General features: G+C 60.0%; 18 protein-coding genes, 1 tRNA gene and 1 other RNA gene. 8 read left to right on the plus strand and 12 right to left on the minus strand.

All coding sequences use genetic code 11. From position 1 onward, the window contains the following. Positions 1–77: 77 nt before the first annotated feature. Both ACLI1M_RS08190 and ACLI1M_RS08195 read right to left on the minus strand, forming a co-directional pair. Positions 78–3,149, minus strand: coding sequence for a bifunctional [glutamine synthetase] adenylyltransferase/[glutamine synthetase]-adenylyl-L-tyrosine phosphorylase (locus ACLI1M_RS08190; protein ID WP_411706500.1), 3,072 nt, complete (start codon positions 3,147–3,149; stop codon positions 78–80). Between the two features lie 7 nt (positions 3,150–3,156). Next, positions 3,157–4,494: a glutamine synthetase family protein gene (locus ACLI1M_RS08195; RefSeq protein ID WP_023021141.1), complete on the minus strand. Its 1,338-nt coding sequence runs from the start codon at positions 4,492–4,494 to the stop codon at positions 3,157–3,159. Positions 4,495–4,686: 192 nt separating this feature from the next. On the opposite strand from ACLI1M_RS08195, the gene ACLI1M_RS08200 reads away from it, so the two are divergent. Then, positions 4,687–5,745 carry a DUF2786 domain-containing protein gene (locus ACLI1M_RS08200; RefSeq protein ID WP_248099853.1) on the plus strand — a complete coding sequence of 353 codons (1,059 nt, stop codon included), beginning with the start codon at positions 4,687–4,689 and terminating at the stop codon, positions 5,743–5,745. Positions 5,746–5,880: 135 nt separating this feature from the next. Then, a complete protein-coding gene (locus tag ACLI1M_RS08205) occupies positions 5,881–7,611 on the plus strand; it encodes a CYTH and CHAD domain-containing protein (protein ID WP_086587349.1) in 1,731 nt (576 codons plus the stop codon). Positions 7,612–7,669: 58 nt separating this feature from the next. On the opposite strand, the gene ACLI1M_RS08210 is transcribed toward ACLI1M_RS08205, so the two are convergent. After that, positions 7,670–7,858, minus strand: coding sequence for a hypothetical protein (locus ACLI1M_RS08210; protein WP_023021138.1), 189 nt, complete (start codon positions 7,856–7,858; stop codon positions 7,670–7,672). A 259-nt stretch (positions 7,859–8,117) separates the two neighbouring features. Between ACLI1M_RS08210 and ACLI1M_RS08215 the strand changes: the two genes are divergently transcribed. After that, on the plus strand, positions 8,118–9,392 hold the full coding sequence (locus tag ACLI1M_RS08215) for a galactokinase family protein (RefSeq protein WP_411706501.1): 1,275 nt from the start codon (positions 8,118–8,120) through the stop codon (positions 9,390–9,392). A 12-nt stretch (positions 9,393–9,404) separates the two neighbouring features. Here ACLI1M_RS08215 and ACLI1M_RS08220 read toward each other — a convergent pair whose 3' ends face one another. From ACLI1M_RS08220 to ACLI1M_RS08240, 5 genes are all read right to left on the minus strand, one after another. Next, positions 9,405–10,799, minus strand: a complete 1,395-nt coding sequence (locus ACLI1M_RS08220) for a ribonuclease catalytic domain-containing protein (RefSeq protein ID WP_239204450.1) — start codon at positions 10,797–10,799, stop codon at positions 9,405–9,407. Positions 10,800–10,824: 25 nt separating this feature from the next. Beyond that, positions 10,825–11,274: RNase P RNA component class A (gene rnpB / locus ACLI1M_RS08225), an RNA gene on the minus strand. Positions 11,275–11,289: 15 nt separating this feature from the next. Continuing rightward, positions 11,290–12,423, minus strand: coding sequence for a bifunctional RNase H/acid phosphatase (locus ACLI1M_RS08230; RefSeq protein WP_248099851.1), 1,134 nt, complete (start codon positions 12,421–12,423; stop codon positions 11,290–11,292). Beyond that, positions 12,423–13,139 (minus strand): zinc ribbon domain-containing protein, encoded by a 717-nt coding sequence (locus ACLI1M_RS08235; RefSeq protein ID WP_023021134.1) that lies wholly within the window; start codon positions 13,137–13,139, stop codon positions 12,423–12,425. Before ACLI1M_RS08235 ends, ACLI1M_RS08230 begins: the two co-directional genes overlap by 1 nt. Beyond that, positions 13,140–14,279, minus strand: a complete 1,140-nt coding sequence (locus ACLI1M_RS08240; protein ID WP_248099848.1) for a Nif3-like dinuclear metal center hexameric protein — start codon at positions 14,277–14,279, stop codon at positions 13,140–13,142. Between the two features lie 95 nt (positions 14,280–14,374). Between ACLI1M_RS08240 and ACLI1M_RS08245 the strand changes: the two genes are divergently transcribed. Both ACLI1M_RS08245 and ACLI1M_RS08250 read left to right on the plus strand, forming a co-directional pair. Further along, complete coding sequence (locus tag ACLI1M_RS08245; RefSeq protein ID WP_034655439.1) at positions 14,375–14,866, plus strand: low molecular weight protein-tyrosine-phosphatase; 492 nt, start codon at positions 14,375–14,377, stop codon at positions 14,864–14,866. A 10-nt stretch (positions 14,867–14,876) separates the two neighbouring features. Beyond that, positions 14,877–15,881 (plus strand): SURF1 family protein, encoded by a 1,005-nt coding sequence (locus tag ACLI1M_RS08250; protein WP_200288830.1) that lies wholly within the window; start codon positions 14,877–14,879, stop codon positions 15,879–15,881. A 218-nt stretch (positions 15,882–16,099) separates the two neighbouring features. On the opposite strand, the gene ACLI1M_RS08255 is transcribed toward ACLI1M_RS08250, so the two are convergent. Both ACLI1M_RS08255 and ACLI1M_RS08260 read right to left on the minus strand, forming a co-directional pair. After that, a tRNA-Val gene (locus ACLI1M_RS08255) sits at positions 16,100–16,172 on the minus strand. A gap of 68 nt (positions 16,173–16,240) precedes the next feature. Beyond that, complete coding sequence (locus ACLI1M_RS08260; RefSeq protein WP_023021130.1) at positions 16,241–16,639, minus strand: DUF3052 domain-containing protein; 399 nt, start codon at positions 16,637–16,639, stop codon at positions 16,241–16,243. A gap of 337 nt (positions 16,640–16,976) precedes the next feature. Between ACLI1M_RS08260 and aceE the strand changes: the two genes are divergently transcribed. Beyond that, entirely contained in the window at positions 16,977–19,724 is a 2,748-nt protein-coding gene (aceE, locus tag ACLI1M_RS08265) for a pyruvate dehydrogenase (acetyl-transferring), homodimeric type (RefSeq protein WP_248099847.1), read from the plus strand. 125 nt (positions 19,725–19,849) lie between these two features. Here the strand turns inward: aceE and ACLI1M_RS08270 are convergent, their stop codons facing one another. Then, a complete protein-coding gene (locus tag ACLI1M_RS08270; protein WP_023021128.1) occupies positions 19,850–20,848 on the minus strand; it encodes an alpha/beta fold hydrolase in 999 nt (332 codons plus the stop codon). Positions 20,849–20,875: 27 nt separating this feature from the next. Between ACLI1M_RS08270 and ACLI1M_RS08275 the strand changes: the two genes are divergently transcribed. Together ACLI1M_RS08275 and ACLI1M_RS08280 are read left to right on the plus strand one after the other, a co-directional pair. After that, positions 20,876–21,169: an acyl carrier protein gene (locus tag ACLI1M_RS08275; RefSeq protein ID WP_239204490.1), complete on the plus strand. Its 294-nt coding sequence runs from the start codon at positions 20,876–20,878 to the stop codon at positions 21,167–21,169. Beyond that, complete coding sequence (locus ACLI1M_RS08280) at positions 21,166–21,951, plus strand: HAD-IIA family hydrolase (RefSeq protein WP_023021126.1); 786 nt, start codon at positions 21,166–21,168, stop codon at positions 21,949–21,951. Before ACLI1M_RS08275 ends, ACLI1M_RS08280 begins: the two co-directional genes overlap by 4 nt. Positions 21,952–22,033: 82 nt before the next feature. Here the strand turns inward: ACLI1M_RS08280 and ACLI1M_RS08285 are convergent, their stop codons facing one another. Beyond that, the gene (locus ACLI1M_RS08285; RefSeq protein WP_051138330.1) at positions 22,034–22,444 is read right to left on the minus strand and encodes a hypothetical protein; all 411 of its coding nucleotides are present in this window, start codon (positions 22,442–22,444) and stop codon (positions 22,034–22,036) included. Between the last annotated feature and the right edge of the window lie 177 nt (positions 22,445–22,621).

A 22,621-nucleotide genomic window follows, 5' to 3' on the forward strand; every position in this document is an offset into this window, starting at 1 on the left:
TTCCCATCCCACTCTAGAGTCCGGCAGTGCAAAAAGTAAGGCCGCAGTGCTCACACCGGGGATTTTCAAGGGCAACTCTAAGAATGCTCGAAGGATTCCTCCTCGCCCCAAAAGACTTCATCGACTACCTTGCGGGCATGCCGGGTTAGTTTCAAATAGTGTTCCAAAAACTCCTGGTTATCTTCCGGTGCCCATCCGGCGGCACCGGCTACTTGGGCCAGCTGCGGGCCAGGTCCAGGCAGTTGGTCCACGCGCTTGCCGCGCACAAGCACTAGCGCATTGCGGGCGTCGGTAGCCATAAGCCAGGCTTCGCGAAGGTCAGATACCTGCCCGGCGGAAAGGATAGCGGTTTCTTCCAAAGCATCAAGCACGCGCAGCGTAGACGGATCATGGAGCTCGGCGTACTCGTGGGCATGCATCATCGTCAGTAGCTGAACGGTCCATTCAATATCGGTTAGCGCACCGCGACCAAGCTTGGTGTGAGTATTGCGGTCCGCGCCGCGCGGTAGGCGCTCATTGTCCACACGTGCCTTCATGCGCCGAATATCGCGAATGGTAGATGCGCTGGCGCCACCTTCTGGATAGCGGAAGCTATCCACCATGGACATAAAGCGCTCGCCTACCTCTTTATCCCCAGCAACGAAGGCCGCGCGCAACAAAGCCTGCAGCTCCCAGGACTCGCCCCATTCGCGGTAGTAACGCTCATAGGAGGAGATAGTGCGCGCCACCGCACCGGAGCGACCTTCGGGACGCAGGCCTAAGTCGACATCCAGTGGGGGGTCTCCCGAGGGTTTAGACAAGCGGCGCCGGAGCTTATCGACGATCCCGATGGCCCACTTCACTGCCTCCCCTTCCGCATCAGAGTCAGCATCCTGTTCGGCGGGTTCTGCTACCACGAGCACGTCCGCATCTGAACCGAAGCCCAGCTCCATGCCTCCCAGCCGACCCATGCCAATGACGGCAATGCGCGCTGGTGGCTCCGCATCCTCGTTGGCTAGGCGCCATGCCCGCACCTCGGCGCGAAGGGCAGCTTCCAGCACGGCATCCCAAATGGTAGATAGCTCATAACACACCTGCTTGACCGGCATAAAGCCCAGCAAATCCGCACTAGCAATGCGGGCAAGCTCTACCCGGCGCAGCGAGCGAGCCACCGCCACCGCCTTATCTGGGTCGGCGTGGCGCTTGCTGGAATTAACCAGTGCTTTGGAGACCTGCTCGGGCTTGGTTTCCAGTAGTTTGGGGCCAGTGGCGCCGTCGGAAAGCTGCTTTAGCGAATCCGGCGCGCTAATAATCAGATCCGAGGTAAACGGTGACGTGCCCAGGATGTGCATGAGCCGCTGGCCCACAATTCCTTCATCGCGCAGCATGCGCAAGAACCACGACCTATCGTTCGCAGCCTCGGAAAGTTTGCGATAGTTCAGCAGGCCCATGTCTGGGTCTGCGGTATCGGAAAGCCATTCCATCAAGGTGGGCAGCAAGATCGCCTGGATGCGTGCTTTGCGTGAGGTTCCTGCCGCCAGAGAAGTCAGGTGCTCGAATGCGCGGTCCGGGTGGTTATAACCCAGCGCGGCCAGCTGCAGCTTGGCGGCCTCGGGCGAGAGCTTCAGCTCATCGGCGGACATGGTGACCACAGAATTAAGAAGCGGCCGATAAAACAGGCGCGAATGCAGCTCGGAGATGCGCAGGCGAATCCGGCGCAGGTGCGAAAGCATGCGCTCGGCTGCGGATTGAGTGCCCTGCGGGTAGAAACCGGCGATGCGTGCTAGCCACTTCATCCCGTCTTCATCATCGCTATCGGGCAGCGTGTGCGTTCGCCGGAAGCGCTCCAATTGCAATCGGTGCTCAAGCAAGCGTAAAAACTCATAGGCTTCAATGAGCTGGGTGCCGTCCTCACGTCCGACGTACCCTGCCGAAACCAATGCCTCCAGCGCATCCACTGTGGATAATGCGCGAAGCGTTTCATCGGAACGCCCGTGCACCAATTGCAAGAGCTGGACTGCAAATTCAATATCACGCAGGCCACCCACGCCCAGCTTCAGCTCGCGATGCTTGAGTTCTGCAGGAACATTAGCCAACACGCGGCGGCGCATGGCCTGGACGTCTTCTACAAAGGACTCGCGCTGGGAGGCCGTCCACACCATCGGGCGGATCTGATCCAGATAGTCCTGCCCCAGTGGTAGGTAACCGGTCATGGCGCGCGCTTTCAGGAGCGCCTGGAATTCCCAAGTCTCCGCCCACCGCTTGTAGTAGGCAACGTGTGATTCCAAAGTGCGCACCAAAGCACCCGATTTTCCTTCTGGGCGTAAATTCGCATCTACTTCGAAGAAGGTGGTGGAGCCAATGCGATTGAACTCCGCCGCCAGGCGTATTGCCCGTGGGGTTGCCTCACTGCCGACGAAAATGACGTCCACATCAGAGATATAGTTCAGCTCCCCCGCACCGCACTTTCCCATCGCCATGACTGCTAGTTGTGCGTCTACAGGCTCGTCCCCGTAGATGGTGCGCACAGCGCAGGCGAGGGAGGCGGTTAAGGCAGCGTCGGCAAGCGCGGTGGTCAGAGCCGTAATCTGGCGGAATCCTACCTCCGGCTGGGGTGTGGTCTGGCCCTTGCGTGCATGGAAGGTACCGGCCACATCGCAAGCGGCAATGCGCATCATTAACGTGCGGTAGGTCGTGCGCAGCGCCTGCTTATGCTCTCCCTCGCCGGCGCGGTAGGTGCCCGGCGCGCTAAGATCCTCACGCGCCGGATCGGGCCGATCAATATCCTGAGCAAATTCCGCGGGCTGGGCATCGACGGCGCCGAGCAGGCTCTGCAGCATCTCTTCGGGCTGTGGGAGGGGCTTTTCTAGCTCTCGCCACAACTCAGGGTTTGCCGCGAGGTGATCACCAAAGGCGGTCGAAGCACCCAGCAGGGCAAAAAGGCGCACACGCACCGTTTCATTGGCGCGCACAGCCTCATCGAGCTCTGGGACTTGTTCATAGATGCGGATGAGATTGTTGAGGGCCAGGTCTGGATCCCCCACGGCCGCAAGGGTCCACAAAAGATTGACCGATTCAGGGTTATTCCAGCCCAGCTGCTCAATATCCGAAGCAGCATGCGGGCGGGTAAGGCCAAGCGTGGCCGGTGAAGGTACAGCAGCAGGACGCATTATTCTCCTAGAAGTTCAGGTTATTGCGCAGCTCAAAGGTGGTGATCTGGCTCTGATAGTGATGCCACTCATCCCACTTGGAGCGCAGGAAGAACTCAAAGACGTGCTCGCCCAACACCTCCGCCATGAACTCGGATTTTTCAAACTCGCGCAAAGCCTGGTCCAGGCTGGTGGGCAGATCCTTATATCCCATTGCCCGGCGTTCGCGGCGGGTGAGCTGGTGGACATCGTCCTCAGCTGGATCATCGAGTTCGTAGCCTTCCCGGATTCCTCGCAGACCGGCTGCCAAGAGCACCGCATAACCCAAGTACGGGTTCATGGAGGCATCAATGGAACGAATTTCTACCCGGCGGGAATCTTCCTTAGTAAGCCGGTAGGTGGGCACGCGGACCAACGCAGAGCGATTAGACACACCCCAGGTTGCTGAACCCGGTGCCTCGTTGCCAAACATCAGGCGCTTATAGGAATTTGTCCACTGATTAACAATGGCGGACATCTCCGTGGAGTGTTCCAGGATTCCGGCGATGAACTGTCGGCCAGTCTGCGATAAGGAAAATTCATCGTCCGGATCGTGGAAGGCATTGGATTGGCCTTCAAAAAGGCTCAAGTGGGTGTGCATGCCGGAGCCTGGCAGATGCTCGAAAGGCTTAGGCATGAAGGTGGCGCGCACGTTGGAGTTGGTTGCCACCTGTTTGATTACGTGCCGGAAGGTCATGATGTTATCAGCCATGGTCAGCACGTCCGCATGGCGCAGATCAATTTCTTGCTGCCCCGGTGCGGTTTCGTGATGGCTAAACTCCGTGGCAATTCCCAGTGATTCCAGCGCCAGCATCGCCTTCCTACGGAAAAGCGGGGCGGTATCATGAGTAGCCTGGTCGAAATAACCACCATTATCGGTCGGTACCAAGTCCGTGAGTTCGCGGCCACGCTCAAAAAGGTAGAACTCGATTTCTGGCGAGGCCATGCAGGTAAATCCATCATTGGCGGCCTCGGTAACCTGGCGGCGCAGGATATGGCGCGGATCCACCATGGAGGGCTGGCCGTCCGGCTGCGCGATATCGCAGAACATGCGGGCCGATTGCAGGTCCGGCTCATCCATATCAAAGGGCAGAATCTGGAAGGTGGAGGGATCTGGCAACGCGATGGTGTCAGACTCAGAGATACGAGAGAACCCTTCCACGGAAGAACCATCGAAGCCAACACCTTCTTCAAAGGCCGATTCCAGCTCGGATGGGCTCATGACCACGGATTTAAGGGCGCCCAAAATATCCGTAAACCACAGGCGGATAAAGCGGATATCGCGTTCCTCAACGGTTCGTAGGACAAATTCGTGTTGGCTATTCATGCCTTAGACCTTACCGGCTCACCTCAGAGGGATGTGCAGTTCATGCGACAGTTTTTCCAGGGCGAAATGCGCAGGTCGCAAGAGTATCTAGGGGGTATCAAGCGGGGGCTTTTCCTTCACGGGCCTACTGATGTGCATGCTTTGCTGAGGAAGCAAGCGAACACACGTACACCTTTTAAAGGACGAAGTTTTATGACCACCCACTGCGATGACCTTTCTGCTCACGTAATCGAACGCCTCATCACCGCCGCGCAACATGGTTGGGCACCGGCGGATTTAGAGCACGTCTTAGGCCCGCATGCTTACCCCATTATCTACCGTGCTAGCCCCCATGTTCCGGCACGGATTACCTCCCCTGCCTTACGCAAGGCTTGGCTACAAATGGCTCCGCCGGACGAAAATTTCATTCCGCGCGATAAGCTGCGGGTCATCATTAAAGAACTCATCCACCTGCCTAGGCTGCGCGATACTGAACTTTTGGCCTTTGGCGAATCCTTGCGAGAAGACGGGCTTAGCGATAAACAACGCAAAATTCGTGCAAAGGTCCTAGGACTTTTACGCAAGGCTGAGTCCACCAGTTTTGAAGACGAGGCCGAGGTTCTGATTTCTAAGGCGCAGTCCCTGCAACAGAAGTATCGCATCGAGGATCTGCTTACTTCCGAGCTCCCCAATCTCATTTCCCACCGCGTGCACATCCACCCGCCCTATATCAAGCACCAGGCTTCCCTGCTCAGCACCATTTCTGACGCCAATGGATGCACCACGCTCCTCATCCATGACAAAGGCCTAGCCTGTGTCATCGGTGCTCCTGCCGACGCCGCCCATTGCGCCGACCTCTTTGCCTCCCTCAACCGCCAATGCGACTGGTTTATGCGTAACGGCGATGGCGCGGAAATCGCCCGCGCTACTAATTCCACTGCCGCATATCGCCGCAGCTTCCGCCTGTCTTATGCCGCCCGCATCGGTGAATTGCTCACCCAAGCCAATGAGGACGGAATTGCTGAAAACCTGCGTGAGTCTCAGTATTGCTCTCACCATGCAGAGGCTGTAGCCACCCAAACCCTTCCCGCTTTGCAAGCACGCACCGATCACGCCATCGATACCCGCAACCGCCTCTTTCCCAATCTCACAGAGATGTCGCTATCAATGAACAGTCTGCACGGCATCAACGATGGCATTGCCGCTGCCGATAAATCTCACTTGGGAGGTGACGCCTCAGGGCTCGGTTCAGTTCCAGAAATTACACGGTAATTTCCCCTGTTTGATACGGTTCTTGGCCCCCGTTCCCTGCTAGCGAACGGGGGCAGAGTATGGCACCGCAACGAGGTCATTACAGGTAAGATCACCGATGAGATTGATTAGGTCTAGAAAGTAGAAGGTACGTGAATGTCTACACAGTCTTTTCTCGAAGTTGAAGCGAAATTCTCCGTAGCCGAGTCCACTCAGCTCCCTGAACTGACCCGCCTTGAGGGAGTTGACCACGTCGCAGACACGCGCCACCACGCTCTTTCGGCCATCTACTACGACACTGAAGACCTCCGCCTCACCCACGCTAAGGTCACCCTCCGCCGCCGCACCGGTGGCAATGATGATGGCTGGCATATCAAGATTCCTAGCGAGGCTGGCCGTACCGAAATCCACGCAGAATTGGGAGAGCCTGTCGATGGCCGCTATGAAGTTCCTAGCGAGCTGCTCCATCAGGTTCGCTCCATTGTCCGCCACAACGAGCTCACCCCAATTGCTCAGGTAGACAACAAGCGCACCGAGATGGTCTTGGCGGATGCCGATAATAAGCCAGTGGCAGAGTTTTGCGATGACCACGTCACCGCCTTTTCCTTCCTTCCCGGCGGCGAGCAACAGTCGTGGCGCGAATGGGAAGTAGAGCTCGCAGGTGAGCTACCTGGTACCGAGGAAGGAACGCAGTTCATTCGCCGTGCTACCTCTCTTCTCATCGGTGCCGGTGCACGCGTATCTTCTTCCCCATCCAAGTTGAAATCGGCCTTGGGTGATTCTTATGCCAACGCCCCGCTTCCCCCGGCCCTGGTATCGCCGGACGTGGACCCGGATTCCCCTGCCGCCGCCGTGATCACCGCACTGCAAGCTAACCGCGACAAGCTGGTTGATTATGATCCACGTGTGCGCCGCGATGAGTGGGACTCGGTGCATCAGATGCGTGTAGCTACCCGCGAGCTGCGCAGCCACCTTCAGACCTTCCATGGCATCGTGGTCGGACCAGAAATCGAAAAAATTGAAGCCGATCTGAAGGAGCTCGCTGGCATTTTGGGGGTTGCTCGCGATGCGGAGGTTGTTGAAGAGCGCTGGCAGAAGCTGTTGGAGTCCGAAGATTCTGACACCTTGGATGATTCCACCCGCGAGCACATTGCGCAGGATATGGGCACCGCCTACCGCCGTGCGCACCGTCGCGTTATCGCCGCGCTTGATTCCGAGCGTTACCTCGAGCTGCTAGAGTCCCTCGACCGCCTGCTCGCGGATCCGCCAACGGCCGATAAGCAACAGGAATCCGCTCCGGTAAATGATGATGCGGAGCAGACGGAAGAACAGTCCTCTACGGAGGAAGGCGCTGCTTCTTCCGAGTCCCGCGAGGATAACGCGGCTGCTGCAGAGAAGGCCAAAAAGAAGCCAGAGAAGAAGTCCAAGGACAAGTCCGCGGACATGGACACCGTGATGGCGCAACACCTTGAAAAGGCCTATAACAAGCTGGTCAAGCGCCATAAGAAGGCCGTAGAGAATTGGGATAACCCGGAGCTGTCCCTACACGAGCGCGAGGACTATTTCCACGATATGCGTAAGGCTGCAAAGAAGCTGCGTTATGCAGCAGAAGCAGCTGGTTCTGCCACCAACCTTAAGACCAAGCGTCTCTATAAGGCCTGCAAGCAGATGCAGTCGGTGCTCGGTGATTTCCAAGATTCCGTGACCTCGCGCGATAAGCTGCTCGAACTGGCAGATTCCGCTCGCCGCCGTGGGGAAAATACCTTTGGCTACGGTCTGCTCTATCAGCGCGAGCGCACCATCGGGCTGAAGGCGCTGGATGATTACGCCGAGTCTTTCAAAGACATCAAGGCGGCGTTTAAGCCGCTGCGTAAGAAGCTAAAGTAGCCGCGCTTCCCGGGCAGTTACCGGGAAACACGGCGTAGAAAAGATGGCTGGAGGTTATTTACTTCCAGTCATCTTCTTTGTCTGCGGCATCTGCCGCATCGTTGCGGGCGTGGGCAATCTCGATAGCGTTTTCTGCTTCTTCACGGGTGTCATACGGGCCCATTCGGTTTTCCCAGCCAGAGGTCTTGCCTTGGCTGACTTCCTTGGTGGTTGGATCGAAGAACCACTTCTGGTCTGCATCGCTCATAAAACTATCCTCTCAGTCGTAGCGCCAGCGGCACCGGCTGATCGCTGCCGCTGGTATGGTTTGTGTCCACACTACCCACGCCGTCTAAGCGATGCCCGCTAGAATGTGGGGCAGCACATTTCTTTTATACGATTCCATGTCGTATTCCCCGCCGCCGCACCAAAAGATGGCGGGCATTCGTTGCTTTAAGCGCACCGCCGCGTGCGAGTAGCAACGAAGACTACTGGTCCCAGAACCTGGAAAAGGAGCTTTAGCACCCATGCCACTGTGGTCAACGCCTGCAGAGCCTGTAGCCGAGCGCGCCGCCCAAGCACATACTGATCTCACGGGCAGCGCTCCAACTCATACCGCTAGCGCGCCGGCAACGTGGCCCCTTATTGGTGAACACATTGACCACTTCGGCGGCATTGTTGCCATGTGCGTGGACAAGCTACGTGCCGCTGCGGCAGTAAGCTCACGCACCGATGGCGTGGTAGCGGTACATTTTCACCCGGCAGAAGGTGAGCCTGCCCATGATTCGATAAGCCTGCAAGCGCTCGCAGAGCTGGCAACAGCGCAACAACCCACCACGGATGCAGAGGGCCAGCCAATCATTCCGCCGGCTCCGGAGGGAGGGCTGGCTGCCCGCGTGGGTGGCATTGTCCACACGATGATTAACCGCCAGTTGCTCTCTCGTGAGACAGCCGGTGCGGATATCACCATCGCCTCCGACATTCCGGAAGGTGCTGGTTTGGGTGCGGATGCCGCCGCGGACGTCGCGGTAGCGCTGGCACTCATGGGGGCTGATGCGGACCTGGATGCGCCGCTAAGGGCCCGGGTGGCAGATGTATGCACCCAGGCCGTTACTACCTTTGGTGCGCGGCCGCCTTTGCGTGCCCGCCATAGCGCGGCTCTGCGCAGCACGGGTGAGGGCGTATGCATCATGGATTACGCCGACGGTTCTGTCACCCACGCACCGCACCTTGTTGGTCGCGAGATAGCTGCCTTCGCGGTGGCGGTGCCGGAAGATTTTTCCGCGCAGGAAGAAAAGGCCATCGCCGATATCCGCCAGCGGGAGCGCTTTATTGATGATGCCTGCCATTCCTTTGGCACCGATTCGCTGCGCTTGCTTCCAGACGCCCAACAGCGCGTCCTCGATTGGCTCAAGGCCGTCCACAAGGTCTACGGCGAGGAGGGGCACCCGAGCATCAGCGCCGCTACGGAATGGATGGCCTTTTATGAGGAAGAAACCCAGCGGGTAGAAAAGTTCACCCGTTTCCTGCGCTCGCACCGCGGCGCGGAGCTCTTCCCCATCCTTTTGCAATCACAGTCCTCCCTGGCCAATATCTACGGCTTGGACTCGGCAGAAAAACTCGCCGAGCTAGTCACGGTCCGCGGTGCCGTAGCGGGGCGTTCGGCACACGCGGGCACATCGAACGCAGTCATTGCCTACGTGCCGGCGAAGAGCGCGCATAATTTTGCGGCCGACCTGGCAGACGATGGCCTGCTCGTAGTCGAATTACAGCCGGGCGAGGCCGCACGCGGCGAGAGCTAGTAGCCTCACCAGCTAGTCAGCAGGCCACGCAAAGAGTACCTCGCGCGAATCGGTATCCGCTGTCACCAGCGAGACTGTGGTTTCGCTGCCGGTTTCTGGCGCGCCTACAGATTGGGCGAAGACGGGTGGCTCCGGCACAAAAATCCGAGCTTTGTCCCGCTTTGCATCGCCGCTTACGACGGTGGCCGGGAAATTGGTGCCGAGCCAGGGGCGCAGCACGGTGGCCTCGGTGAGGTTGAGGCAGGCCTTATCCACTTGGGAGGCAAGCTGCGAGGTAGAACGCATTGCGCCAATGACCTCCGTGGCGCGCTCCCCCACCCAGCCGGGAACCTCGTAGTCGCCGCAGAGGGCTAGACAAACCTCGGTGGCGAACCTATCGGACAGGCGCCGCAGCGGCGCGGTCACATGTGCATAGTAGCCGCCTATCCCGGCATGCACCTGCGCTTCCTGCTCTCCTAGCCACGCATAATCGGCGCCTCGCAGGAGGCTTTGGGCCTCGCGCATGACTGCCATGCCGCGTGGGGAATCGGCGTCGACGGTGAGGAGAAACTGGGGAATGGGGGCATCGCCAAGCGCAAAGCCCAGGGCTTGGGCCTCGGCGCGAAATTGGCGCTCGTGCTCCGGTTCGGCGGCGGGCAAAGTACGCAGAAAACCCACGCCCGCTTCCTGCATGAGGCGTCCCGCGCACATGCCGGCAAGCAGAGAGATCTCCGAGTTATAGTCCATGACCTCATAGCGAGGCTCGATAATGAGCTCAAAGGTGCCATCAGAATTTTCCACTACGCGCTGGGAGGGCAGGCGCAAGGAAATGGCCTCGCGGCGCAGGGAGGACTCCTGGCGCAATCGTCCCACCTCCGGCAGCAATGCAATAGACGGGTGCAGGTTACCGGCCGCCAAGTCCGCGTGCGCGCCCTCATAGTCCAGGCGGGCCTGGGAGTAGATGAGCGCGCGCTCGACGTGGAAAGACTCCACCTCACCGGCGTCATCTAGATCAAAGGTCCACAGCACGGCCGGTTTATCGGTTTTAGGCAGCAGTGAGGCACGGTCTTCGGAAAGCTCGGGCGGGTGCAGGCGAGCTGGCGCATCGGGAAGATAAATAGTCTGGCCGCGGCGGAAGGACTCGCGCTCCAGCTCGCTGCCGGGCTCAATAAAGGCGGCGACATCCGCAATGGCATAAAAGACGCGGTAGCCACCATCGCGCTTTTCCAGGTAAACCGCCTGATCCAAGTCCATGGAGCCGGCGGGATCGAGGGTTACGAAGGGAATATCGCGGGCGTCGCGGCGCGAGTCGGCATACCGGTCTTGCGCGTGGGCGGCCTGGTGGGTGACCGCAGCCGGAAAATCGGTGGCTACCGAAAATTCTGCGGCAATGGCGCGGAAATCGAGCGGGGCGGCGTAGAGCTTCATGTCCACCACCATAAACGTCTTGGGGCGAATGAGTCGGCCTATAAGCCGGATTCTGTCTAATCGCGGCACTCCCAAGGGAGCACCGTGCGGTGAACATCCATCTAGACCAACCGTTGCCAGTTGGTTCCAGCAGCTACCTTCAGGCTCGAGCGAGCAGCCTTAAAACGCCTGATCGGGCCCCGCAACGTGGCGGGGCCGTGATGCCTTGCTCCCGGTGGGGTTTACCCAGCCACCGCCATCACTGACGGTGCTGGTGCGCTCTTAACGCACCGTTTCACCCTTACCTTGTTGCTCCAACTTGGGCCGAAGCTCAAGCGGAGGCACAAGGCGGTCTACTTTCTGTTGCACTTGCCCGCGGGTTTCCCCGGGTTGCCGTTAGCAACCACCGTGCTCTATGGAGTCCGGACTTTCCTCGGCGCCCACGCGGCAGCAGCTCGCTGCCCGTATGAAGCGACGCGATCACCCGGCCGGCTCATTCGCGTTCCTTATTCTAGCGCAGGCCTGCCAGGTGGCCCACATCGTTAAATCCGTGCACCATAGAGCCGCCTTCCCAGAATTCCACCTGGGAAATGGCAGCCAGGTCTAAAAAGAGATGACCAAAGGTAGCCGGCCCGGCATCAAGCGCCTGGCGGATAAAGGACTTAATCGGATTGACGTGGCTTACTACCAGCACGGTTTTGCCCGCAAAGCGCTCTTGTAGCTCCTTTCGGGTAGTGCGCACGCGGCGGTTTAGCGCCTGCAGCGATTCCCCGCCCGGACAGGCGACGCTCGCGTCATGCAGCCATTCCTCGTGCAGTTCCGGATCGCGCTGGTGGGCCTCGGCGGCAGTCTTGCCTTCCCATGCGCCGAAGTCCACCTCGATGAGTCCTTCCACGGTCTCTACCTCGATATCGCGGCCATTGGCCACGGCCGCCGCTGTCTCTTGGCAGCGGCGCAGGGGCGAGCAGACGATGGCATCAAGGTGGGCGTCGGCAAGCGCTTGGGCTGCGGCCAGCGCCTGCTTTTGCCCGAGCTGCGTAAGCCCCGGGTTGGCGCGCCCGGAGTACTGCTTAGCGGCCGACATGTCCGTCTGCCCGTGGCGCAGCAGGATAAAGCGAGTGGTAGGTCCGCGGTCCCCAAGCCAATCGGTGGGATGCGGCGCGGTGGTGTCGTGTTCCGTAGCCTGTGCCGGTTCGGCAGTATCTTCCTCCCCGGCAACGATGCCTTCAGGATGTCCGGCGGCCGCGGCGTCCATGGCGTCATTGGATAGGGCGTCTGCCACCTTATTCTTAGCGCGCGGCACCCAGTCCAAGCTGAAGGAAGAAAAGCCGTTGATGTAGTCGCGGGCGCGCAGGGCCAGCTTCTGCATGTCCGGGTGCTTTATCTTCCAGCGGCCGTTGATTTGCTCTACCACCAGCTTGGAATCCATGTGGAACTCCACTTCGGTAGCGCCCATTTCGGTGGCGGCTTCCAGGCCGCGCAATAAGCCGTTGTACTCAGCGACGTTATTGGTGGACTTGGTACCTACTACGTAGACGATTTCGCGCAGGATGCGCTGCCCGCTGCCGTCATAAATAACGGTGCCGGAACCGGCCACACCAGGGTTGCCGCGGGAGCCGCCATCGGCATAGATAATGACCTTCATTAGACCAAACGCACCAGGTAGGAGCCGCAATCGCCGCACTGCGGCAATTCATCGGCCGGGGCATTGCGCACCGCGTTTTGCTCCGCCGGCGGCAGGACAATGAAGCAGCCGCCACAAGCGCGGTTGGCCTTGAACTGGGCGGCGCCCACGCCGTTTTCCTCGCGCTGGGTATCGTACTCGCTCAGTACCCCGGCAGGCAGCTGATGGCGCAACTCGCCGATGCGCACGGCCGGGTCTTCCTGGTTGGCAGCCGCCTCCTGTGCCGCCTCGGCCGCGCGACGCAGCTTTTCCAGCTTGCGCTCGGACTCAGAAACGCGCGCACCGTGCACGTCCAGGTTAGAACGCAGCGCGTGCACCTCATTATGTGCTTCTTGTAGCTCGCTCATGAGATCTGCGATGCGGGACTTGGCGGCGTAGAGATCGTGCTCTAGGTCCTTGCGCGTTTCTGGATCTACGGCAGCACCTAGCTGGCGCTTATCATCGCGCTCGCGCTGGCGCAGCTTGCGCTCATCGGCCTGGATGCGCAGGATTTCAGTCTCCATGTCATCGACGGCCATCTGCGCGGAGCCGGAAGCATCCAGTAGGCGCTTGTGTTCTTCTTTAGCCTTGTCATACTCGGCTTGTTCCGGGATTTCCTTCTTCGCGCCATGGCCCTGCGAGCGTTCCAGGTTGGCCAGCTCCAGCAGTACCGGCTGTAGTTCTTGCGATAGTTTCACTTATGACTCCTTTGGGTGCGCAGAGATAGTCCACGGGTCGGTGCGCAGGCTGATAATTTCCGTATCCAGTTCTAAAGCATTCTCTACGATATCGCGCGCCTGGGCCGTCCACGGAAATTCGCTGGCCCAGTGGGCGGTATCGATGACGGCCGGCCCGCCGGCACGCAAGTGCTCATCCACCGGGTGGTGGCGCAGATCCGACGTGACATACACGTCTACGCCTAGCTTCGCGGCCGCGGAGAGGAAGGAATCTCCCGAGCCGGAAGAAACCGCTACGGTACGCACCTTTTGTTCCGGATCCCCGGCGGCGCGGATACCCCAGGCGGTCTCGGGGAGGGCATTGGCCACCTGCTGGGTAAACTCGCGCAGGGTCATCTCCTGTGGCAGCTCTCCTACGCGTCCGAGGCCGAGCGCCTTATCCAGGTCTTGGTGGCCAGCGGTTTCCGTAATGTCATAGGCCGGTACTTCATAAGGGTGCGCGGCGTGCAGGGCCTGCAACAAGGCGGAGCGAAGCGCGGCCGGCGCGACAAACTCGACGCGGATTTCCTCGCCGCGGTGCAGGGCGCCAATTTCTCCCTCCGCCGGGTCTGCTCCCTCTTCCGGCTGGAATTGGCCCGTGCCGGCGATATCGAAGGAGCAGTGAGAGTAGACGCCGATGTGGCCCGCGCCGGCGTCGAAAAGCGCCTGCTTCACCTCCTCGGCCGCGGCAACCGGCACGTGCACGCCCCACTTATCCACGCCCTGGGGCTCCGGCACGATGGGCCGGCCTGGGTTAATGCCCACCAGCTCCGCGAGCTTGTCGTTGACGCCCGGCCGCGCCTTATCGGCATTGGTATGGGCCGCAAAAAGCGCAACACCATTGCTCAGCAGCGTGTGTATGACCTTGCCCTTGGGCGTATCGGCCGCCACGGACTCCACCCCGCGCAAGAGCAATGGATGGTGGACCACGAGCATATCCGCGCCGAGTTCAACCGCCCGCTCCGCTACCGCTTGGGTGCAGTCCAAGGCAAAAGCCACGCGCTTGACCTCCGCGGTCGGATCACCGCAGATAAGCCCCACGGCGTCCCACTTTTCCGCCAGGTGCGGCGGGTAGGCCTCATCGAGTACGCGGCGGACATCGCCCACGCTCACAGCGGACATGGAGGTACTCCTTTATGCTCGTTTCATGGAATAGTTACTACTGCTATATCCTATCTTCCGCACCACAGTACTATTCGCGCGAAGGGGTTTTCCGCATGACCGAATCCGCTGCCCGCTCCGGCCTCTACCTCGTCTTTGTTTGCACCGGAAATATCTGCCGCTCCCCCATGGCAGAAATCATCGCGCGCGATGAGATGGAAAAGGACATGCTTGACCTTGTCGCCACCGTGGACTCCTGCGGCCTCGGCGGCTGGCATGTGGGCCAAGGAGCGGATCCGCGCGCCATTGCCGAGCTGCGCCGCGGCGGCCACGATGGTGGTTCCCACCGCGCGGCCAAGCTGGGGCCTGAGCACATGGATGCTGATCTCTTCATCGCCATGGACAAAGGCCACCGCGACGCCCTTATTGAGCGCAGCATCGACCCGGACAAGATCCGCTTGATGCGCAGCTTCGATCCCAACTCCCCGGAAGACGCGGACGTGGCAGACCCGTATTACGGTTCTGCCGCCGATTTCGAAACCACCCGCAACAATATCGAGGCCGCCGTACCTGGCCTGCTGGATTGGATTCGCGCTCACCACGACTAAACTAGGCCCCATGCTAAAGACGTTCCTTAAGCCGGGTTGGGTTCTACTGCTGCTGTTCGTCGTGGCCTTTTCCTACCTCGCTTTTACCGTCCTCGCCCCGTGGCAGCTGGGCAAGGACGATGACATTGTGGAACGCAACGAGCTCATCACTCACGCCTATGAGGCTGACCCCCAGCCGGTAGAAGACCTCGTGGATGACCACGGCGCTATCAAAGACGATGAGTGGTCCCGCGCCACCTTGCACGGCCGCTACCTGCCGCAGGATGAAGTCCTGCTGCGCCTGCGCCCAGCCGAGTCTGGCCCGTCTTACCAGTCCTTGGTCCCCTTCCGTACCGATTCCGGGCTGACCATCTTGGTTAACCGCGGCTGGGTCAAGGCCGGCGAGGCCAACGCCGTGCCGGATATTCCCGCCGCTCCTTCGGGCGAGACCACTATTACCGGCATGATCCGCGCCGACGAGGCCGAGCACCCGTCCGCACCCATTAAGCAGGAGGGCTACCAGCAGGTCTATTCCATCCACACGGAGCAGATTGCCTCGCTTATCGACGCCCCCTTAGCCCACGACTACATCCAGCTTTCCGCGGACCAGCCCGGCGTGCTCAACCCCATGCCCATCCCGCAGCTCGACCGCGGCAACCACCTCTCCTATGGCTACCAATGGATTGCCTTTGGCATCATGGCCCCGCTGGGCTTGGGCTATTTCGTGTGGTCCGAAATCCGTGAGCGACGCCGCCTGCGCGAAGAGGAAGAGGCCCTCGCCGCCCTCGACGCCGATGCCTCTACCCCCTCCGAGCCTGCCTCTAGTGACGCCTCCGCTGCGGACCACACGCCCGCAGAACCAACGGCCGGCGTTGACTCCGTGCCCAGCGAGCATGCGCCCGCAAACGACGATTCCACGGCCGTTCCCGCCGCGTCCTCCTCGCACGCTGCCAGCCGCCGCAATCGCTCCCGCTACGGCGATTCGAAGCCGGATCACTACGCCAAGCTGAATAAGCGCCGCCGCGAGCGCTACTAAGCCGACAACCCGCAGCCGTGGCTGAAGTGCCTGAGTACTTAGCCGAAGCCTAAGAAGCAGCCACGCTAATAGGGCTACTTCCCCAACTGCCATGCACAACGTGGCCGAAAGTTGGCCCACAGGCGCCTTAAGCCTTGAGTCCCTCCCGGGCTAGCCCGTGCCCATGCATACGGAAAAGACCGCCTCCCGGAAATCAATCCGAGAGACGGTCTGTGTTGTGCGGCCTGAGGGGATCGAACCCCCGACCTATTGGGTGTAAACCAATTGCTCTTCCAGCTGAGCTAAAGCCGCATGCGCTCTTGCGCTGTTAGAAACAGTAGCGCAGGTTGCTAGAGCAACACAAATCGGCAGGTAAAGCCCTACTTCTTGGTGTATCCGCGCTGCACCAAGCAAGAGCCTTGCCACTCGCCTAGGCGCTCTGCCTTGGTCTGCACTAGGCCTGCCAGCTGAGCGGACTCAGAGATGAGCCCTGGCTCTACGGTGCCAGGCTTTCCGGCACCCGGGGTAAGCAGCCAGACCGCACCGTTATCGGCCAGCGGACGGCTCGCGTCAACGAGTCCATCCACAAGGTCGCCATCCTCGTCGCGCCACCAAAGAAGGACTACATCGCACAGCTCGTCATTTTCTTCTTCCAAGAAATCATCGCCGAGCACGGCTTCGATCGATTCAGAGATCGCGGTATCGCAATCCTCGTCCCAACCAAGCTCTAGGGCGATTTGCCCTTCCTTGATTCCGAGCTTGACTGCAGCGTCAGCCACTATGCATTTCCTTCCTAATTTGGTGAATGTCCGGTCCGCGCATCCCCCGCATCCTGCGGGTAAATCGCGGCTTAATAGAAGTATTTTAACGCCCACCGGCCCCTTTTACCCGCCTAAGGGGCGCAATTCCCCCATTTTGCAGGCCCTCCCACCACTTCGCCCAGTTCCGCAGAGTTTGCAAACTACCCTCTTTTACCCCAATAAACCCGGTAAAGATACTGGTTATGACGATGTAACGTACCGCACGTCCCCTTAAGTCGGGCTTCACAACCATTGTGGATCTGTGAGCGCGTATCCTAGTAAGCAAACTGTGCAGACCCTTATACAGGAGGTTTAAATGGCCGAGAAGGACGCCACCAAGGGCGACTCCAACTTCCCGCTCATCCGCGACGGCGTTGCATCGTATCTTCACGATAATGATCCAGAAGAGACCCGCGAGTGGATGGATTCCCTCGATGGTCTGCTGGAGCACTCCGATCCGGAGCGCGCACGCTACCTGATGCTGCGCCTACTCGAGCGCGCTACCGCTAAGCGCGTTGAACTGCCTTCGTTGACGTCCACGGACTTCGTCAACACCATCCCAACCTCCATGGAGCCAGAGTTTCCTGGTGACGAGGAACTGGAAAAGCGCTACCGCCGCTGGATCCGCTGGAATGCGGCCATCATGGTGCACCGTGCACAGCGCCCAGGAATTGGCGTAGGTGGCCACATCTCGACCTACGCGGGTGCTGCCCCGCTCTATGAGGTGGGCTTGAACCACTTCTTCAAGGGCAAGGATGATCCTTCGGGCGGCGACCAAGTCTTTTTCCAAGGCCATGCCTCACCGGGCATGTACGCACGTGCTTTCATGGAAGGCCGCCTGACTGAAAAGGACCTTGATAGCTTCCGCCAGGAGGTATCCCGTGGCGAGGGCGAGGGGCTGCCGTCCTACCCGCACCCACGCCTGATGCCATGGTTCTGGGAATTCCCCACCGTGTCCATGGGCTTGGGCCCGATTAACGCTATCTACCAGGCACGCTTTAATAAGTACCTGGAGACTCGCGGCATCAAGGACACCTCCAAGCAGCACGTGTGGGCATTCTTGGGCGATGGCGAGATGGATGAGCCAGAATCTCGCGGCCTGCTGCAGATCGCTTCCCTCTACGAGCTGGATAACCTCACCTTCGTGGTCAACTGCAACCTGCAGCGCCTCGATGGCCCGGTGCGCGGCAACACCCAGATCATCCAGGAGCTAGAATCCTTCTTCCGCGGTGCCGGCTGGGAGGTCATCAAGGTCATTTGGGGTCGTGGCTGGGATAAGCTGCTGGAAAAGGACACCGAAGGTGCCTTGGTCAACGTCATGAACACCACCTCTGACGGTGACTACCAGACCTTCAAGGCCAACGATGGCGCCTATGTGCGCGAGCACTTCTTCGGCCGCGATGAGCGCACGGCCAAGCTGGTAGAAGACATCTCCGATGATGAGATTTGGGCACTGCGCCGCGGCGGCCACGATTACCGCAAGGTCTACGCCGCCTATGCTCGCGCGCTGGAGAACAAGGGCACCGGCAAGCCAACCGTCATCCTCGCGCACACCATTAAGGGTTACGGCTTGGGCCACAACTTCGAGGGCCGCAACGCTACCCACCAGATGAAGAAGCTGACCCTGGATGACCTGAAGCGCTTCCGCGATAAGCAGGAAATTCCTTTCTCCGATGCGGAGCTGGAAAAGGATCCGTACCTGCCACCGTACTACCACCCAGGCAAGGACTCCCCGGAGATCAAGTACATGCTGGAGCGCCGCAAAGAACTGGGCGGCTTCCTGCCGGAGCGCCGCGAGGACTTCACCCCTCTCGAGGCACCGGCGTTGGACAAGCTGCGCTCCGTACGCAAGGGCTCTGGCAAGCAGGAAGTAGCCACCACCATGGCCTTGGTGCGCACCTTCAAGGAAATTATGCGCAACAAGGAGCTGGGCAAGCGCGTCGTGCCGATCATTCCGGACGAGGCCCGCACCTTTGGTATGGACTCCTGGTTCCCGACTATGAAGATTTGGAACCCGCGTGGCCAGAACTACGTGCCGGTTGACCATGACCTCATGCTCTCCTACCGCGAAGCTACTGACGGCCAGATCATGCACGAGGGTATTTCTGAGGCCGGCGCCGCTGCCTCCTTTACCGCTGCGGCAACGTCCTACGCTACCCAGGGCGAGGCCATGATTCCGCTCTACATCTTCTACTCGATGTTCGGCTTCCAGCGCACCGGCGATGCCTTCTGGGCAGCCGGCGACCAGATGGGCCGCGGCTTCATCATTGGCGCAACCGCCGGCCGCACCACCCTGACCGGTGAGGGCCTGCAGCACATGGACGGCCACTCCCCTGTCTTGGCTGCGACCAACCCGGCCGTGGTTTCTTATGACCCGGCCTTCGGCTACGAGGTTGCCCACTTGGTTTGCCGCGGTATTGAGCGCATGTATGGCAAGGACAACGAGGCCATCATGTACTACCTCACCGTCTACAACGAGCCGGTACACCAGCCGGCCGAGCCGGAGGATTTGGACGTGGAGGGCCTGCACAAGGGCATCTACCACTTCAATACCGCAGAGGGCGGCTCCATTGCTGCCAATATCCTGGCTTCCGGTGTAGGCGTGCACGAGGCGCTGCGCGCACAGCAGATGCTTGCCGACGACTTCGATGTCAAGGCCTCCATCTTCTCCGTCACCTCCTGGAACGAGCTGGCCCGCGACGGCGCCCGCCGTAACAAGGAAGCCCTGCGCAAGGGCGAGGAGCCGAGCGAGGCTTTTGCTACCTCCCAGCTCAAGGGCTACGAGGGTCCGTTCGTTGGTGTCTCTGACTTCACCACCGAGCTGCAGGAGCAAATCCGCCCGTATGTCCCAGGCACCTACATCACCTTGGGCGCGGACGGCTTCGGCTTCTCCGATACGCGCGAGGGCGCTCGCCGCTACTTCAATATCGACGCCGAGTCCATCGTCGTCGCAGTGCTCGATGGCTTGGCTCGCGAGGGCAAGATTGAGCGCTCCGTTGTGGAGAAGGCAGCCAAGGATCTCAAGCTGGATGATCCGACCGTGACCACCCACATCGAAGACTAATCCCCGCTTTGGTGCTGGCTAGGCCCGCGCCACGCGCTACAAGAAAGGCGCCGCCGGCTTCCCCGCCGCGGCGCCTTTTGCGTACCCAGCAAACGGGCTTATGCATCCGGCCCGTCTATATCGCACTATATCGCATCAAGGACGCGGCCAAGGGCCGCGGAGATAGCCTCGGGGTCTTCGAGGATCACCATGTGTCCGGAGCCTTCCACCGTCTGCAGGTTCGCGGCGGGCCAATGCTTACAGAGCACCTCGGATTGTGAACGCGGGGTGACAATATCGGCGGTTCCGACTACCACCTCGCCCTTGAGCTTCGCCAGCCGTGGGGCGGCGCCGTACTCGGCGTGTTCCAAAAGGTCGTCGAAGAAGCCGGAGTAGGAGGCCAAGGGGGTATCGAGAAGCATGGCAACGTGAAATTGCAGCTTCTCCATTTGTGGAAAGCCGGCCAAGGTCGCAGCAAAAAGTGGCGCAATGAACCGGGCGGCCTCAAAGCGCGCGCTATCGACGCGACCAGGCAGGCGCAGACAGAGGCGGTAGAGCGCATGCAGAGATTTCGACTGCAGAATCTGCGCTACGCCCTTTGCTGCAAAGCGGCGCATCGAAGTTGAAATTAGCAGCGCGCCCTTGATGCGCTCATAAACCTCGGCTGGAGCACGGCGGATGAGGTTTAAGGCAACCATGCCGCCCAGGGAATGGCCGACGATGACCAGGTTGCCACGGGGAGCGCGCTCTCGAATGACGGCGAGGACGTCGTCAGCCGCCGTATCAACGGTGCACTCCTCTGGGGCGACCGTGGAGGACTGGCCGTGCCCGCGCAAATCCACCAAGAGTGCACGCGCATTGCGACCGCGGAGATAATTGGCCTGGTCATAATAGGCTTCCGCGGATAAGCAATAGCCGTGAATGAAGACCACGGTTACTGGCGCGTCTTCGCGCCCCACCTCGTACCAGGCAATATCTAGGCCATCGTGTTCCACAGTGCCGGAAGCGCTGACCTGGGTAAGGCCCGGCTCGGTGGAGGGATCATGCAATCCGCCATAGAGTTTTTCTAGCTCGGCGCGGTGCGAGGGGCGCAGGCGCTTGAGCCAACTACGCGCCACAACGGAAGAACGTTTTCTCAATGCCATAACGGGATCAATACTAGACTGGTGGGCATGGCAAACGACCTCAGCGCTCAATTACAGGCAAAGTTCAACGCGAGCGCGCCGGAAAAGGAGCCGGAGCGCGATACGCTCGGCCAGCTCCTCGCGCTCATAAACAAGGTCACCGGTACCGAGGAAGATCTGAGCCGGGATACGCGGCTGAAGGATATTGGCGTCGAATCGCTAGATCTAGTGGAGCTGACCGTGCGCGCGGAAGAGACCTTCCAGGTGCGTTTTTCTGAGGAAACGATGCTCAACTGCGAAACCATCGGCGATATTGCCGAGTATGTGGAGGACCACCAATGATTTCTTATCTATCCGATATGGACGGCGTACTCATCAAAGAAGGCGAGATGATCCCTGGCGCCGATAAATTTATCCAAGCGCTCAAGGATAATGACATCGAGTACATGGTGCTGACCAATAACTCCATGTCTACTCCACGGGATCTTTCTGCCCGCCTGCGCAATACCGGCTTGGATATTCCTGCCGAGCGCATCTGGACCTCCGCCACCGCCACCGCGAATTTTCTTTCCAGCCAGGTAAGCTCCAGCAAGGCCTATGTAGTGGGTGAATCCGGCCTTACCACCGCCATGCACGAGGCTGGGTGGATCCTTACCAACGATGACCCTGATTTTGTGGTGCTTGGTGAGACCCGCACCTATTCTTTTGAGGCCATCACGAACGCGATTAACCTCATCCGCAATGGTGCTCGTTTTATCGCCACCAACCCAGATGTCACCGGCCCTGCCCCGGAAGGAGTATTGCCGGCCACCGGTGCCGTGGCTGCACTGATTACCGCCGCCACCAACCGCGAGCCTTATTACGTGGGCAAGCCCAACCCAGTCATGATGCGCTCGGCGCTCAATCATATTGGTGCCCACTCGGAGCACACGGTGATGATTGGTGACCGCATGGATACAGACGTTAAGGCCGGTCTCGAGGCCGGCATGCGCACAGTTTTGGTGCGCTCCGGCATCTCCGATGACCGAGAGATTTCTCGCTACCCCTACCGCCCTTCTGCCGTGCTGAAATCAGTGGCCGAGCTGCCGGACAAAATCTTTGATCCCTTCGCCGAGGAGGAATAGGCCGCCCTCAACCGGCCCTACTAATGGCAAAAGGAAAAGGGAGGGCGGACCAGCAGCTGTTGGTCCACCCTCCCTGTGCTTTCTACGGCAGGCGCACGGCAGCAGTAAAGCCGTGGCGCTGCGCAAGGTAGCGCACGACGCAGTCCAGCGCATCTAGCTCTTCGCGGGTGCCGGTCAGCACCTGGTGGCAGCCAATACCGCTGTCTGAGTGGGCACAGGCTTTGCCGCCTCGAGCAAGCGCCGCGACAGAAAGCCCATCCCGGAACCAGCGAGTGCACCACTGAGCGGTCAGTGGGTCATCGCCCGGAATGATAAATTCCGACTCGGTACGGATGCACCGATCCATGGCGCGTTCAATCTCCGAGCGCAGCGAGCGCGGCATCCCGGAAATCTTGAGCACACCGGTAACCACGGTGGCACCACCGTTGACGGAGGGCCACGCGGAGGTGGAGGCCGGCTGTTCAACCGGCGCAGGGTTAACGCACGTATTCATAGCCGATTCTCCCTCGACATAGATCACCACCGCACGAGGCCTGCCGGCCCGGCGCGATGCAAGACGAGCTTCGTCTTCCCCAACGAACTGTCTGATGCGTCTGCACACAATTTTCCTGCGTCACACCTCCCCCTACAACCCTCAACTTTCACTTCAACCCCCGTTTGCTAAACCTCA

It is taken from the genome of Corynebacterium sp. LaCa54, assembly GCF_046717495.1.
Classification (GTDB): Bacteria; Actinomycetota; Actinomycetes; order Mycobacteriales; family Mycobacteriaceae; genus Corynebacterium; species Corynebacterium kefirresidentii.

Excerpts from the sequence above, each read along its gene's own strand:
- ACLI1M_RS08190 (WP_411706500.1), bottom strand. The coding sequence starts at position 3,149 with ATGCGTCCTGCTGCTGTACCTTCACCGGCCACGCTTGGCCTTACCCGC.
- ACLI1M_RS08195 (WP_023021141.1), bottom strand. The coding sequence starts at position 4,494 with ATGAATAGCCAACACGAATTTGTCCTACGAACCGTTGAGGAACGCGAT.
- ACLI1M_RS08200 (WP_248099853.1), top strand. The coding sequence starts at position 4,687 with ATGACCACCCACTGCGATGACCTTTCTGCTCACGTAATCGAACGCCTC.
- ACLI1M_RS08205 (WP_086587349.1), top strand. The coding sequence starts at position 5,881 with ATGTCTACACAGTCTTTTCTCGAAGTTGAAGCGAAATTCTCCGTAGCC.
- ACLI1M_RS08210 (WP_023021138.1), bottom strand. The coding sequence starts at position 7,858 with ATGAGCGATGCAGACCAGAAGTGGTTCTTCGATCCAACCACCAAGGAA.
- ACLI1M_RS08215 (WP_411706501.1), top strand. The coding sequence starts at position 8,118 with ATGCCACTGTGGTCAACGCCTGCAGAGCCTGTAGCCGAGCGCGCCGCC.
- ACLI1M_RS08220 (WP_239204450.1), bottom strand. The coding sequence starts at position 10,799 with ATGAAGCTCTACGCCGCCCCGCTCGATTTCCGCGCCATTGCCGCAGAA.
- ACLI1M_RS08230 (WP_248099851.1), bottom strand. The coding sequence starts at position 12,423 with ATGAAGGTCATTATCTATGCCGATGGCGGCTCCCGCGGCAACCCTGGT.
- ACLI1M_RS08240 (WP_248099848.1), bottom strand. The coding sequence starts at position 14,279 with ATGTCCGCTGTGAGCGTGGGCGATGTCCGCCGCGTACTCGATGAGGCC.
- ACLI1M_RS08245 (WP_034655439.1), top strand. The coding sequence starts at position 14,375 with ATGACCGAATCCGCTGCCCGCTCCGGCCTCTACCTCGTCTTTGTTTGC.
- ACLI1M_RS08250 (WP_200288830.1), top strand. The coding sequence starts at position 14,877 with ATGCTAAAGACGTTCCTTAAGCCGGGTTGGGTTCTACTGCTGCTGTTC.
- aceE (WP_248099847.1), top strand. The coding sequence starts at position 16,977 with ATGGCCGAGAAGGACGCCACCAAGGGCGACTCCAACTTCCCGCTCATC.
- ACLI1M_RS08270 (WP_023021128.1), bottom strand. The coding sequence starts at position 20,848 with ATGGCATTGAGAAAACGTTCTTCCGTTGTGGCGCGTAGTTGGCTCAAG.
- ACLI1M_RS08275 (WP_239204490.1), top strand. The coding sequence starts at position 20,876 with ATGGCAAACGACCTCAGCGCTCAATTACAGGCAAAGTTCAACGCGAGC.
- ACLI1M_RS08280 (WP_023021126.1), top strand. The coding sequence starts at position 21,166 with ATGATTTCTTATCTATCCGATATGGACGGCGTACTCATCAAAGAAGGC.
- ACLI1M_RS08285 (WP_051138330.1), bottom strand. The coding sequence starts at position 22,444 with ATGAATACGTGCGTTAACCCTGCGCCGGTTGAACAGCCGGCCTCCACC.